The organism is Blautia segnis (genome assembly GCF_014287535.1).
Taxonomy (GTDB): Bacteria; Bacillota; Clostridia; order Lachnospirales; family Lachnospiraceae; genus Blautia_A; species Blautia_A acetigignens.
Map to the genome: position 1 here is coordinate 106,875 of NZ_JACOOT010000023.1, position 13,413 is coordinate 120,287.

The window sequence follows — 13,413 nt, forward strand, 5'->3', positions numbered from 1 at the left end:
CATTTACAACATTACTGTTCTTTTTGTGAGCAGTAACTTTTATTTGTATGACGTTCTCTCAGTTCACTTAGTTTGCCGGATGAAGATATCCGTCGTCGTCCATTGTGTAGTATCCAGGATCAACAAGTGCTTCCTGAAGGTTGTCTTTTGTTACAACTGTTGGAACCAGAAGGAAGGATGGGCATTTGTTGCCTTCAGATGTCTCATAGGACTCTGTGTCATAAGTACAATCGAAATCCCAGCCGGAAGCCTCGATCAGAGACTCATCAACGGTATCACCAGCCAGCATTGCTTTTGCCAGGTCAAGTGTTACTACTGCTTCGTTAGCAACTGCTTTGTAAACGGTCATGGACTGTTTTCCATCAACGATGTTTGCAAGGTTCGCTTCGTCACCATCCTGTCCTGTAATAAGAACAGTATTGCTTCCAGCATAGTCAGACTCAATTGCCTGTGTTACACCAAGTGCTGTGGAGTCGTTGGAGCAAAGTGCTACGTCAAGCTGTGTTCCGTCTGCATAGTAGGATGCCAGAATGTTCTGCATTCTTTCAAGGGCTGTCTGTGTATCCCATGCAGGTGTTGCAACAGAATCGAAGTCTGTCTGTCCGGAAACTACATTTAAGGTTCCTGCATCGATGTATGGTTTTAACACATCAAATGCACCGTTGAAGAAGTAGCCTGCATTGTTGTCAGCAGGATCACCAGCTGTAAACTCGATATTGTATGTCTTATCGCCGGCATTTTCAAGATCCAGAGTGTCTACAACGTACTGTCCCTGAAGGGTACCAACTGTGTAGTTATCAAAGGATACATAATAGGAAACAGCGTCGGATTTGATCAGACGGTCATAGGAAATAACCGGGATCCCTGCTTCTGCAGCTTCATCCATAACTGTGTTAAGAGCCTCACCATCAATAGCAGCTACTACTAACAGGTTAACTCCATCAGAAATCAGGTTCTGGATATCGTTTACCTGACGATCTGTCTCGTTGTCAGAGTAGGTAAGCTCAACTTCATATCCAGCGTCCTCAAACTGCTTCTGCAGATAAGAACCATCACGATTCCAACGTTCCAGTGACTGTGTAGGCATTGAAATACCGATCTTTCCGCCTTCAGCTGCTGCATCCTCTGCAAATACCGGAACTGTAAATGAACTAACTGCCATTGCTGCTACCATTGCCATTGCTACTTTTCTCTTCATGAAAAAACCTCCCGTATCATTTTTATTTGCTATGTCGTATAGCTTTCTGATGGGATTATAATATCATACAGGCAGTTTGTGTAAAATGGACTAATTTTGGATTGCTCTTTCAATTTTTGTGTTAGTATGTGCACATTTTTGTGCTGGACTGGATATTTTTGTTGTAGGATAGTACTAGATTGTAATTATGTGCTATTGACATTTTTGAGATGTGAAGGGGTGGATTAGTTAATCAAGGCGGACGCTTTCCCCCAGGTGTGCCGGGACAGACAATGGCGAATTTCGGGATTTGGCTCCGTCGCCTATTGATTTAACTTAAACTTGTTAGTAACCAGTGAGTTTGCAATGTATATTCGTGAGCAGGTCATTTCAGGAGCGGTCTTAACGGAGACGAGATCCACTGTCTACGGAGACTTAGCATCGAAGGCTCTCCTGAGATGCTTAGCCGCAGTTGACAGTTAGCTTGGCGGAGTGTTGCGACGACCTGCGATGAATATACATTGTGAACTCACGTCCGGGTAACGACGCTACTTCACTAATCCACCCTATAGTAAATCCATCCGCATCAATCAAAAAACTGTATTCCCATAAGAGTCAGTCCCTGGGCGGGGGCGGTGGGGCCGGCGGCGGAGCGGTCTTTGGCGTCCAGGATTTTCTGCATGCGCTCCGGCGGGTACTGGCCGTTTCCGATTTCAATCAGGGTTCCGGAAATAATACGCACCATATTATAGAGGAAACCAGTTCCGGAAACACGGATGGTAACCATATCTCCCTCGCGGAAAACCTCAATGCCAGTCACAGTACGGATGGTAGTTTTCACCTGGGCACCGGAACCGCAAAAGCTGGCAAAGTCATGACGTCCAATCAGATAAGAGGTAGCCTCCCGCATTTTGTCCACATCCAGCTTATAATGATAGAAATAAGAATACAGCCGCTCTGTAGGCACCGGGAATTTCCGGTTCAGAATACGGTATTCATAAGTTTTCTCACTGTCACAGTATCTCGGATGGAAATCCAGTTCCACCTCCTCAGACATCTGAATCCGGATATCCTCCGGAAGCCGCTGGTTCAGCGCATACGAAATCTTTTCCCCGGGAATGCGGGTATTGGTATCAAAAACAGCCACATTGCCAAGAGCATGCACTCCCGCATCCGTACGGCTGGCCCCGATGGTCTCAATCTTTTCCCCAAGAAGCTCGGAAAGAGTATCATTGAGAACTCCCTGCACGGTAATTCCATTTGGCTGAGTCTGCCAGCCGCAGTAATTGGTTCCATCGTATGCAACAACAAGTCCAATTCGCTTCATATTTTTCTCCTTGTTAAAAATCCCTCACCTGCTTCTTTCGCACAGATGAGGGAATATATATTCTCAGAAATTTATAGATATCGTTTACAGTCCTGCCACACGGAAGCCCACTGCAACCGCAAGATAAGCCACCATAACTCCATAGGCCGCATGGTCTCTCTTCTTATAGCTAAGAGGCTTCATCTGAGTACGATTGTCACCGCCGTGGTAACATCTCGCCTCCATAGCCATGGCCAGATCATTGGCCCGGCGGAACGCGGAAATAAACAGCGGCACCAGAAGGGGCACCATATTCTTCGCCTTCTGAATCAGATTTCCATTCTCGAAATCAGCACCGCGGGCAATCTGCGCCTTCATGATCTTGTCCGTCTCCTCCAGAAGAATAGGAATAAAACGAAGGGCAATGGACATCATCATGGCAATGTCATGAACAGGCACATGAATTTTATTCAAAGGACGGAGCAGTCTCTCCAGACCATCCGTCAGCTGATTCGGTGTGGTAGTCAGGGTCATAATGGAAGAACCGATTACCAGAAAAACCAGTCGGATCGCCATAGTTCCCGCAAGAACAAGCCCCTCCTTTGTCACCTTAAGAAATCCCAGCTTCCACACAACCTCACCAGGCGTCAGTATCATATTAAAAAATATGGTAATCAGAAGCAGCATAAAAATGGTCTTCAGTCCCTTGAAAATAAATTTTACCGGAACCTTTGACATCAGGATCATTCCAGCAAGAAATACACCTGCCACCGCATATCCTAAGAACGTATGAAACAAAAACACCGACACAATAAAAGCGATGGTTCCCACAAGCTTGGTTCTTGGGTCCAGCTTATGGATCATGGAATCCGCTGGATAATACTGTCCAATGGTAATATCTCTGATCATGCTTCGCTGCCTCCCTTCTTAAGAAGTGAAGGCTTCTGCTTTTTCAGCGCTGCCAGAATGGTCTCCTTTGCTTCCTCCACTGTGGTTGCAGTAGGATCCACATCCAGCCCATTCTCAGAAAGAGCATGCATGATATAGGTAATCTGCGGCGCCGCAAGTCCCATCTCTTCCAGTTCCTTATAATGGGAAAATACATTCTTCGGAGTATCGTCAAATACCATTTCCCCATGATTCATGACGATCAGGCGCTCCACATATTTGGCAATGTCTTCCATGCTGTGGGAAACCAGAATAATGGTGATTCCCCTCATTTCGTGAAGTGCTGCAATCTGATCCAGGATATCATCCCTGCCCTGCGGGTCAAGACCAGCAGTAGGCTCATCCAGTATCAGAATCTTCGGGTTCATGGCCAGAACGCCTGCAATGGCCACTCTCTTCTTCTGTCCTCCGGAAAGTTCAAATGGAGATTTGGTAAAATTCTCTTCTTTGACACCCACGTGGACAAGGGCTTTCTTCGCCTCTTCCTCTGCCTGCTCTTTGGAAAGTCCCTGGTTCATAGGACCAAAGCACACATCTGCCAGCACCGTATTTTCAAACAACTGGTGCTCCGGGTACTGGAACACCAGTCCCACCTCGCTTCGAAGCGCCCTGCGGTCATAATTTTCAGCCCACACATCTTCTCCATTATAAAGGACCTGGCCGCTGGTTGGCTGGATCAGTGCATTAAAATGCTGGATCAGAGTTGATTTCCCGCTTCCGGTATGTCCGATCACACCGATGAACTGACCATCCGGAATCACAAGATTAATGTCCTTCAAGGCATGGCTCTCATATGCAGTGCCCTGACTGTAAGTAAAGGTTACGTTCTTAAGCTCTATCGACATAATGCACCTACCAATTCCTCTTTTGTCAGTATTCCTTCCGGAATGTCCACGCCAGCCTTATGAAGCTCGTGGGCAAGCAAAGTTACCTGCGGTACATCCAGTCGGTATTTCTTCAGGGTCTCCACCTGGGAAAAGATTTCCCTTGGAGTTCCCTGCATCACAACATTTCCACGGTCCATTACATAAACCTTGTTGGCATGAATGACCTCTTCCATATAATGGGTGATCAGAATAACGGTTACATTCTCTTTTTGATTCAGCTCAGAAACAGCTTCCAGTACTTCTCTTCTGCCGTTCGGATCCAGCATTGCAGTAGGCTCATCCAGCACAATGCAGCTGGGACGCATAGCTACAACGCCAGCTATGGCAACTCTTTGCTTCTGTCCTCCGGACAGCTTGTTCGGAGATGCATAACGGTAAGCGGTCATTCCTGTCTTTTTCAGACTGTCATCCACACGCTTCCAGATTTCTTCTGTAGGAACGCCCATATTCTCAGGACCAAATCCTACATCCTCCTCCACAACCGTACCAATGATCTGGTTGTCCGGATTCTGAAAAACCATGCCTGCTCTCTGGCGGATTTTCCATAATTCCGGTTCCTTGGCTGTATCCATATCATCAACCCACATGGTTCCCTCAGAAGGGATCAGAAGCGCATTCATCTGCTTCGCCAGTGTAGATTTTCCGGAACCATTGTGCCCCAGAACGGCCACAAAATCGCCGGCTTCAATGTCCAGGTTTACATCATTGACGGCACGCTGTGTTGCCTCCACATTGCCGTCCTCATCATACTTGAGATAGTCAAATCCCAGCTTGAACGCCTTGATAATTCCCATATATTTTTCCTCGTATATTAGTTCTGAGCTTCGTCCGTAGCTGCCGGAGCGAATCCAGTCAACTCGTCCATTAACGCCCAGATCTCATCTCTTCCCTGTTTGGTCTCAGCAGAAAAAGGAATGATCCTGCTTCCCGGGCGCAGCTTCAGTCCGTCTTTGATTGCTTTTACATTCTTCTGTACCTGGCTTCTTTTCAGCTTGTCAAGCTTGGTTGCGATAATGATCGGATTGTATCCGTTGTTTACGATCCAGTCATACATCAGCTTGTCATTTGCAGAAGGCTCATGGCGGATATCAATCAGCAGAAAAACCGCCTTCAGAGTCTGGGAAGTGTGAAGATAACGCTCGATCATCTTTCCCCATTTCGCTTTCTCTGTCTCCGGGACCTTGGCATATCCATATCCCGGAAGATCCACAAGGTACATAAAATCATTCACATTGTAAAAATTGATGGTCTGTGTCTTTCCTGGCTGGGAGCTTGTCCTTGCCAGTGCCTTCCGGTTCATCAGACCGTTAATGAGGGAGGATTTTCCCACATTGGATTTCCCTGCAAAAGCGATTTCAGGTCTTCCTGTGTCTGGCAGTTTGCTGGTAATACCGCAAACGATATCCAGTGAAACATTTTTAATTACCATTTTTCCTACCTCTCATTTCAGGCAAGTGCTCGTTCCAGCACTTCGTTCATATTTTCAACGAAGATGATCTTCAGTCCGTCTGTGATCTCTTCATCCAGTTCTTTAATGTCAGGCTTGTTTTCCTTGGGTACAAGTACTTCCTTGATCTTGGCATACTTGGCAGCAAGAAGCTTCTCCTTCAGTCCGCCGATTGGAAGAACACGTCCCCGAAGGGTGATTTCTCCGGTCATTGCAAGGTCAGCGCGTACCGGCTTTCCAACAATTGCAGACAGCATGGCGGTTGCCATGGTAATTCCGGCGGACGGGCCATCCTTTGGAACAGCACCTTCCGGAATATGTACATGAATGTCATTTTCCTGGAAAAACTCCTGATCAATTCCATACTTAGAAGCAACAGAACGGATATAGCTGATGCCAGCCTGTGCAGATTCCTTCATCACATCTCCAAGCTGTCCGGTCAGCACAAATTCCCCTTTGCCAGGCATAATGTTGACCTCGATCTGAAGGGTATCACCGCCTACCTGTGTCCATGCAAGGCCTCTTGCGATACCGATCTCGTCTTTCTTGTTCGCCATCAGATAATTGTATTTCTCCTGTCCCAGGAAATCGGAAAGATTCTTGCCTGTGACTGTTACTTTTTCCTTGCCTTCTTCCATGATCAGACGTGCTGTCTTGCGGCAGATCTGTCCGATCAGGCGCTCCAGGTTACGCACTCCAGCTTCCTTGGTGTAATTATTGATGATCTTGCGAAGGGCTGTACTCTGAATGGAAAGCTTGCCTTTGGGGATTCCATTGGCTTCCATCTGCTTGGGAATCAGATGTTCCTTGGCAATGTGCTCTTTCTCATTCTCTGTATAACCGCTGATCTCAATAACCTCCATTCGATCCAGAAGAGGTCTTGGAATCCCCTGGATGTCATTGGCAGTTGCAATAAACAATACCTCGGAAAGATTCTGCGGCAGTTCTACATAGTGGTCATTAAAATGACTGTTCTGCTCCGGATCCAGCACCTCCAGAAGTGCGGAGGAAGTGTCTCCCTTGTAATCGCTGCTGGTCTTATCGATCTCGTCCAGAAGCATCAGAGGGTTGGCTACCCCTGCCTGTTCAAGGGCAACTGTCACTCTTCCCGGCATCGCTCCTACATAGGTCTTTCGGTGACCTCTGATCTCTGCCTCATCTCTTACGCCGCCCAGACAGATACGCACATAGCGTTTGCCTGTAGCTTCGGCAACGGACTTGGCAATAGAAGTCTTACCGGTTCCAGGAGGTCCCACCAGACAAAGAATGGGGGATTTGCCCTTGTGTGTCAGTTTACGGACAGAAAGGAACTCCATAATTCGTTCCTTTACATCCTTCAGGCCATAGTGCCCCTCTTCCAGGATCTTCCATGCAGCTTTCAGATCCTCAGAATCCTCAGAGCATTTGTCCCAGGGAAGAGAAAGAAGGGTCTCGATATATCCACGGAGAATACTGCTCTCCGCTGCATTGGTGCTGGTGATCTTGAAGCGTCCGATTTCCTTGAGAATACGGTCCTTCACTTCCTGGGACGCAGTCAGTTCTCTTGCTTTCCTACGGAATTCCTCTGCCTCATCAGCAGTATTATCCTCACCAAGCTCCTCACGGATCAGCTTCAGCTGCTCTCTCAAAATATATTCACGCTGGTTCTTATCCACCCGCTTCTTCAGCTTCTGCTGAAGGTCATGGCTGATGTCCAGCACATTGATCTCATTGCTGAGAATTGCGCCAAGAAGCTCATATCTGTCAGACAGCTTTCCTGCCTCCAGAAACTTCTGCTTGCTCTGCCAGGAAAGAGGCAGGTTTACTGCGATCTGGTCAATCAGCTCCTTTGTCTTCTGGCAGTTGAGAATCTGGGCAGCCAGTTCCTTGCCTATTTTGCCCCCTTTGGTGCAGTAGGTATGGAAAAGCTCCCGGATGCTTCTGTACATAGCCTCGAGCATTGCCTGAGGCAGTTCCTCTTCTTCCTCGTCAGTCAGGACGATCTCCGCCCTGAGATAGGGTGTCTCCTGCTCCAGTCCCAGAAGTTCTGCTCTTCTGGTTCCTTCCACAAGGACACGCAGCAGATTGTCCGGAAGTTTGACAACCTGTTTGATATATGCCACGGTTCCTACCTGAAAAAGCTGCACAAAGCCCGGATCTTCAATCTGTGGATCCTTCTGTGTCACCAGAAAAATCTTCTGATCCTGGAGCATTGCAGCCTCAATGGCTTTCTTGGAACGCTCCCGGCTTACATCGAAATGGATGATCATGCCCGGGAGTATGGTAGTTCCGCGAAGCGCGATGGCAGGAAGTACATTGATCGGCTCACTCATCTGTCGTCAGGTCCCTTCTTCACGCTGTTTCAGGAGTGCCTTTCTTGCGTGCACGCTGGTTTCTTCTGCCTGTATTGGAAGCACCTGCCTGCTGCACCAGAGGTTCCCCGTGAACGATCTGAGGTTCACCTGTTCCCTCCACAGCTTCTTTTGTAATAATGCATTTACGAATGGTGTCATCGGATGGAGTCTTGTACATCAGATCCATAAGGGTGCTCTCCATAATTGCACGAAGTCCTCTGGCTCCTGTTTTACGCTCCATAGACTTTCTGGCCATAACACGAAGTGCCTCATCCTCAAAGTCAAGCTCCACGCCGTCAAGCTCAAACAGCTTGTGGTACTGCTTGGTCAGTGCATTCTTCGGCTCCTGAAGGATGCGAAGAAGCGCATTCTCGTCAAGTCCGTCCAGTGTTACCACAACCGGAACACGTCCTACAAACTCCGGAATCAGGCCATAACGGATCAGATCCTCCGGCATTACCTGCTTAAACAGCTCGCCCACGTTCTGCTCTTCCTTGGAAGCAACCTCAGCACCAAAGCCGATTGCCTTGGTATCCTGTCTGCCCTCAATGATCTTCTCCAGACCGTCAAAAGCACCGCCGCAGATAAACAGAATGTTGGTGGTATCGATCTGAATAAATTCCTGATGGGGATGCTTTCTTCCTCCCTGAGGCGGAACGCTTGCCACAGTTCCCTCCAGAATTTTCAGAAGTGCCTGCTGTACACCTTCACCGGAAACATCACGGGTGATGGATACATTCTCAGACTTACGTGTGATCTTATCGATCTCATCGATATAAATAATTCCGTACTGCGCACGGTCAATATCATAGTCAGCAGCCTGGATAATTTTCAGAAGGATATTCTCAACATCCTCGCCTACATATCCGGCCTCTGTCAGTGTAGTGGCATCTGCAATGGCAAATGGCACATTCAGAAGTCTCGCCAGTGTCTGTGCAAGCAGGGTCTTACCGGAACCAGTTGGTCCCAGCATCAGAATGTTGCTCTTCTGAAGCTCCACATCCAGGTTCTTGGATGCAGTGACACGTTTGTAATGATTGTATACAGCAACAGAAAGTGCTTTCTTGGCCTCATCCTGTCCGATTACATAGTCGTCCAGAATCGCATGGATTTCCTCTGGCTTCATCAGATTGATCTCTGATCCAAGAATATCTTCCTGATCGTATCCTCCAAATTCTTCTTCCATGATCTCCGAGCAGATTCCCACACACTCATCGCAGATGTAGGCTCCATCCGGTCCAGCGATCAGCTTGCGGACCTGGTCCTCGGTTTTCTGGCAAAAGGAACATCTTACCTTTCCTTCTCTTATCTTCTCAGCCATGAATCTCTAACTTTTCCTTTCTACATAAAGAAGCCTTTTATTCAGAAAAAGATTTCTTTATTTATTAAAATTTGAAATTTTTTATAAAATATTCCTATTTTACAAAATTTTCCCATTTTACAAGATAAGACTCCTGTCAGTTCAGGAGTCTTTTCTTACAGTAGCATGCAAAAGAAAACTCCGGTCGGGGTTTCTTTTGTTTTCAATATTATTTGTGGGCTACAACACCATCGATCAGACCATAAGCCAATGCTTCTTCTGCGGACATATAATTGTCGCGGTCTGTGTCTTTCTCTACAACCTCAAGAGGCTGTCCGGTGTTTGCTGCCAGGATCTCATTTAATGTTCTCTTTGTCTTGGCAATGTGGTCTGCCACGATCTGGATCTCGGTAGCCTGTCCCTGGGCTCCGCCAGAAGGCTGGTGGATCATGATCGTAGAATTCGGCAGTGCAAATCTCTTGCCCTTTGTACCGCCAGCAAGAAGGAACGCTCCCATGCTGGCAGCCATTCCCAGACAAATAGTGGAAACATCGCACTTAATATACTGCATGGTATCATAAATTGCCATACCAGCTGTCACGGAACCGCCCGGGCTGTTGATATAAAGCTGGATGTCCTTTCCAGGATCCTCTGCTTCCAGAAAAAGCAGCTCTGCAACTACCAGGCTGGCAGTTACATCATTAACTTCTTCTCCCAGGAAAATGATTCTGTCCTTCAGAAGCCTTGAATAGATGTCGTAGCTTCTCTCCCCTCTGCTTGTCTGCTCAATGACATAAGGCACTAAACTCATATATTCCCTCTTTTCTTATCAGGTAAGCACTCCCGAGCCTGTCAGGAGTGCCTTCATTCAAATCTGATTACTCAGCGTCTGCTGCTTTCTCAGCCTCAACAGCTGCGTCAGCGATCAGTGTAACTGCTTTCTGAACAGACAGATCTTTCTTCAGCTGCTCAATTCCGTCCTCACCGATTGCTTCTCTGATCTTGTCAGCTTCCATCTTGTAAGCGTCTGCCATCTTCTGGATCTCTTCTGTGATCTCTTCCTCAGACGGCTGTGTATTCTCTGTCTCAGCGATCTTCTCAAGAACCAGTCTTGTCTGGATTCTCTTAAGAGCCTGCGGCTTCATGTCTTCCATCATCTTGTCCATGCTCTGGCCTGTGAACTGGAAGTACTGATCCATGGATAATCCCTGCTGCTGCATTCTTCTTGCAAAGTCATCCATCATCTGACGGCACTGGGTCTGGATCATAAGATCCGGAATATCCATCTGTGCATTCTCGATTGCTTTATCTACTGCTGCATTCTCTTTTGCAGTTCTTGCTTCTTTTTCTTTCTTCTCTGTCAGGTTCTTCTTAACGTCTTCTTTGTACTCAGCAAGAGTATCAAACTCAGATACGTCCTTAGCGAACTCATCGTCAAGCTCCGGAACCTCTTTGGTCTCGATTTTCTTAACATCGCACTGGAATACTGCTTCTTTGCCAGCAAGCTCTTTTGCCTGATATTCCTCCGGGAAAGTAACCTTAACTTCTACATGATCGCCTGTGTTAGCGCCAACAAGCTGATCCTCAAATCCAGGAATGAATGTGCCGGATCCAAGTGTAAGAGCGTAGTCAGATCCTTTGCCGCCGTCAAATGCAACGCCGTCAACAAATCCCTCGAAGTCGATTGTTGTGATATCGCCGTTTGCTGCTGCACGATCCTCAACAACAACTGTTCTGGAGTTCTTATCCTGCTCTTTCTTAACTTCTGCGTCAACTTCCTCGTCTGTTACAGCGATCTCAGTCTTCGGAACCTCTACTCCCTTGTAGTCTCCAAGAGTAACCTCTGGCTTGGTAGCAACATCAGCTGTGAAGATGAGTGCCTTTCCTGGCTCCATCTGTGTAACGTTGATCTCTGGCTGGGAAACGATTTCAAGGTCGCAATCAGCAATTGCTTTGCTGTACTCCTGCGGTACAAGAGAATTCACAGCATCTTCCATGAATACTCCCTTACCGTACATGCTCTCGATCATCTTTCTAGGAGCTTTTCCTTTACGGAATCCTGGAAGGCTGATTCTGCTTTTCTGTTTCTGGTAAGCTTTCTCCATTGCTTTGTCTAACTCTTCAGCGGAAACTTCGATGGTAAGTTTCGCCATGTTTTTCTCTAATTTCTCCACCTGTAAACTCATTTTCGTGTTCCTCCTTAATATTCAGGTAAAATGTCAGGTCCAATGCAGCCGCATGTGCATAGCGGATAGACATTGTCCGTTTTTCAATCATAATGCAGGGTTTCCCCCTATTATTACAGTCATTGTAGAAGTATAGCACAACCAGATTAAAAACACCAGTGTTTTTTTATGGTTTTCCCTGTTATTCCTGAAAAAAATAGAGTTTTTGGCGGTTATTCCTACTTATATACTACAGATTCTGCGATCTGGTCTGCTTTTTCCTGGCCAAGAAGCTGGGAAATCAGGGAAAGACTGAAGTCGATGGCAGTTCCAAGGCCGCGGCTTGTGGTGATATTGCCGTCCACGACTACGTTGTCCTCCAGGCGTACTGCATCTCCTAATCCGTCCATGCAGGATGGATATGCAGTTGCTTTCTTTCCATGTAAAAGTCCGATCTGGGCAAATATGGTGGGTGCTGCACAGATGGCTGCGATCCTGCCTCCATTATTATAGAAGTTTTTCAGAAGGTCGGTGAGGGGTGCAAATGCGCCAAGGTTGGTGGTGCCAGGCTGTCCTCCCGGAAGGACCAGCATGTCTGCATCCGTGAAGTCCGTTTCCGCGAAAGTCTGGTCTGTAAGCATGGTGATGCTGTGGGCAGTTGTGATCTGCTTTGTGTTTTTTATGGAAACTGTGGTGATGGTGATTCCAGCTCTTCGCATAAGGTCTACTACGGTCAGGCCTTCAATGTCTTCGAAACCGTCTGCGAGAAAAATGTATACTTTTTTGCTCATGGGAAAGTCCTCCTTATTTTGATTCCTATTGATAAATTCATTGTATCAACAAGCTAATTTTCCGAACAATCAACTTATCGATATACTAACTTGCTCATAACCTGCATATCAGTCAAACTGCAGCTATAAGTGAATATTAAATCTTTTTAAGGGTTACATTTGTTTTCCTTTATCAGATGCTGCCTGGAGTGCTTCGAATACGGCGCTGCGGAAGCCGTTTTTCTCAAGGGTGCGGACGCCTTCAATGGTAGTTCCGGCCGGGGAGCAGACCATGTCTTTAAGTTCGCCCGGATGCATGCCAGTTCCCAGAACCATCTTGGCACTTCCAAGTACAGACTGGGAGGCAAACTGATAAGCCTGCTTTCTTGGCATTCCCTGTGCGACTGCTGCGTCTGCCATTGCTTCAATGAACATAAAAACATATGCGGGGGAGCATCCGCTGACTGCTCCGACTGCATCCATCAGACGCTCCGGGACTACCTCTGTGCGTCCGAAGCTGTTGGTGATGGCAAGAATCTGGTCCAGATCCTCTTTGGTTACGCGGTCATTGGCGCAGGCGCCTGTCATGCCTTCGCCTACTTGTGCCGGGGTATTGGGCATCAGGCGTACCACTTTCAGAGGCTGCTCGCATTTTTCTTCCAGCCATGCAAGAGTTTTGCCGGGGGCAATTCCTACGATCATGTGATCCGGTGTCAGGCAGCCTTTGATCTGGCTGATTACTTCTTCGTAGAACTGAGGCTTCACAGCTAATATAACAATATTTGCATTTTTTACGACTTCACAGTTGTCCATAGTTGTGACAACCCCAAGTTTTTCCCGGCTTCTTTTGCTTCCTTCTTCTGTAAGATTTGAAACAATAATCTCATCTTTCGCAAATACACCTTTTTTCAGGATTCCACCGATCATCGCAGACCCCATATTTCCACATCCGATAAATCCAATTTTCATATTTTTCTGCTCCTCTCATGTAAGCCAATCATCAGTTAAGGCTCATTATAAAATAAAAAAATTTAAGGTGCAATATATAGGCATAAAAAAATAGCTGTCCTGTACTTTGGC

Annotated in this window: 12 protein-coding genes; all 12 read right to left on the reverse strand. The window is 46.9% G+C overall.

Going from position 1 to position 13,413, the window contains the following annotated elements:
• Positions 1 to 67 precede the first annotated feature (67 nt).
• Complete coding sequence (locus H8S54_RS10270; RefSeq protein WP_117853314.1) at positions 68 to 1,198, reverse strand: substrate-binding domain-containing protein; 1,131 nt, start codon at positions 1,196 to 1,198, stop codon at positions 68 to 70.
• Between the two features lie 565 nt (positions 1,199 to 1,763).
• The gene (gene truA, locus H8S54_RS10275; RefSeq protein ID WP_117853312.1) at positions 1,764 to 2,504 is read right to left on the reverse strand and encodes a tRNA pseudouridine(38-40) synthase TruA; all 741 of its coding nucleotides are present in this window, start codon (positions 2,502 to 2,504) and stop codon (positions 1,764 to 1,766) included.
• A gap of 84 nt (positions 2,505 to 2,588) precedes the next feature.
• Positions 2,589 to 3,392, reverse strand: coding sequence for an energy-coupling factor transporter transmembrane component T family protein (locus H8S54_RS10280; protein WP_021925821.1), 804 nt, complete (start codon positions 3,390 to 3,392; stop codon positions 2,589 to 2,591).
• The gene (locus H8S54_RS10285; protein ID WP_021925820.1) at positions 3,389 to 4,276 is read right to left on the reverse strand and encodes an energy-coupling factor transporter ATPase; all 888 of its coding nucleotides are present in this window, start codon (positions 4,274 to 4,276) and stop codon (positions 3,389 to 3,391) included. The genes H8S54_RS10280 and H8S54_RS10285 overlap by 4 nt, the downstream gene beginning before the upstream one ends.
• Entirely contained in the window at positions 4,267 to 5,112 is an 846-nt protein-coding gene (locus H8S54_RS10290) for an energy-coupling factor transporter ATPase (RefSeq protein WP_117853307.1), read from the reverse strand. Before H8S54_RS10290 ends, H8S54_RS10285 begins: the two co-directional genes overlap by 10 nt.
• 17 nt (positions 5,113 to 5,129) lie before the next feature.
• A complete protein-coding gene (gene yihA, locus H8S54_RS10295) occupies positions 5,130 to 5,747 on the reverse strand; it encodes a ribosome biogenesis GTP-binding protein YihA/YsxC (RefSeq protein ID WP_021925818.1) in 618 nt (205 codons plus the stop codon).
• A gap of 17 nt (positions 5,748 to 5,764) precedes the next feature.
• Positions 5,765 to 8,077: an endopeptidase La gene (gene lon / locus H8S54_RS10300; RefSeq protein ID WP_173765299.1), complete on the reverse strand. Its 2,313-nt coding sequence runs from the start codon at positions 8,075 to 8,077 to the stop codon at positions 5,765 to 5,767.
• Between the two features lie 19 nt (positions 8,078 to 8,096).
• Positions 8,097 to 9,419 (reverse strand): ATP-dependent Clp protease ATP-binding subunit ClpX, encoded by a 1,323-nt coding sequence (gene clpX / locus H8S54_RS10305; protein WP_021925816.1) that lies wholly within the window; start codon positions 9,417 to 9,419, stop codon positions 8,097 to 8,099.
• A gap of 208 nt (positions 9,420 to 9,627) precedes the next feature.
• Positions 9,628 to 10,209: an ATP-dependent Clp endopeptidase proteolytic subunit ClpP gene (clpP, locus tag H8S54_RS10310; RefSeq protein WP_117853302.1), complete on the reverse strand. Its 582-nt coding sequence runs from the start codon at positions 10,207 to 10,209 to the stop codon at positions 9,628 to 9,630.
• Between the two features lie 67 nt (positions 10,210 to 10,276).
• On the reverse strand, positions 10,277 to 11,584 hold the full coding sequence (gene tig / locus H8S54_RS10315; RefSeq protein WP_173765297.1) for a trigger factor: 1,308 nt from the start codon (positions 11,582 to 11,584) through the stop codon (positions 10,277 to 10,279).
• A gap of 218 nt (positions 11,585 to 11,802) precedes the next feature.
• A complete protein-coding gene (locus tag H8S54_RS10320; protein ID WP_186901453.1) occupies positions 11,803 to 12,354 on the reverse strand; it encodes a DJ-1 family glyoxalase III in 552 nt (183 codons plus the stop codon).
• A 153-nt stretch (positions 12,355 to 12,507) separates the two neighbouring features.
• A complete protein-coding gene (gene proC / locus H8S54_RS10325; protein WP_021925119.1) occupies positions 12,508 to 13,302 on the reverse strand; it encodes a pyrroline-5-carboxylate reductase in 795 nt (264 codons plus the stop codon).
• Positions 13,303 to 13,413 lie beyond the last annotated feature (111 nt).

Bases quoted from the DNA above. Each gene is read 5' to 3' on its own strand.
- H8S54_RS10270 (WP_117853314.1), bottom strand. From the start codon at position 1,198: ATGAAGAGAAAAGTAGCAATGGCAATGGTAGCAGCAATGGCAGTTAGT.
- truA (WP_117853312.1), bottom strand. From the start codon at position 2,504: ATGAAGCGAATTGGACTTGTTGTTGCATACGATGGAACCAATTACTGC.
- H8S54_RS10280 (WP_021925821.1), bottom strand. From the start codon at position 3,392: ATGATCAGAGATATTACCATTGGACAGTATTATCCAGCGGATTCCATG.
- H8S54_RS10285 (WP_021925820.1), bottom strand. From the start codon at position 4,276: ATGTCGATAGAGCTTAAGAACGTAACCTTTACTTACAGTCAGGGCACT.
- H8S54_RS10290 (WP_117853307.1), bottom strand. From the start codon at position 5,112: ATGGGAATTATCAAGGCGTTCAAGCTGGGATTTGACTATCTCAAGTAT.
- yihA (WP_021925818.1), bottom strand. From the start codon at position 5,747: ATGGTAATTAAAAATGTTTCACTGGATATCGTTTGCGGTATTACCAGC.
- lon (WP_173765299.1), bottom strand. From the start codon at position 8,077: ATGAGTGAGCCGATCAATGTACTTCCTGCCATCGCGCTTCGCGGAACT.
- clpX (WP_021925816.1), bottom strand. From the start codon at position 9,419: ATGGCTGAGAAGATAAGAGAAGGAAAGGTAAGATGTTCCTTTTGCCAG.
- clpP (WP_117853302.1), bottom strand. From the start codon at position 10,209: ATGAGTTTAGTGCCTTATGTCATTGAGCAGACAAGCAGAGGGGAGAGA.
- tig (WP_173765297.1), bottom strand. From the start codon at position 11,584: ATGAGTTTACAGGTGGAGAAATTAGAGAAAAACATGGCGAAACTTACC.
- H8S54_RS10320 (WP_186901453.1), bottom strand. From the start codon at position 12,354: ATGAGCAAAAAAGTATACATTTTTCTCGCAGACGGTTTCGAAGACATT.
- proC (WP_021925119.1), bottom strand. From the start codon at position 13,302: ATGAAAATTGGATTTATCGGATGTGGAAATATGGGGTCTGCGATGATC.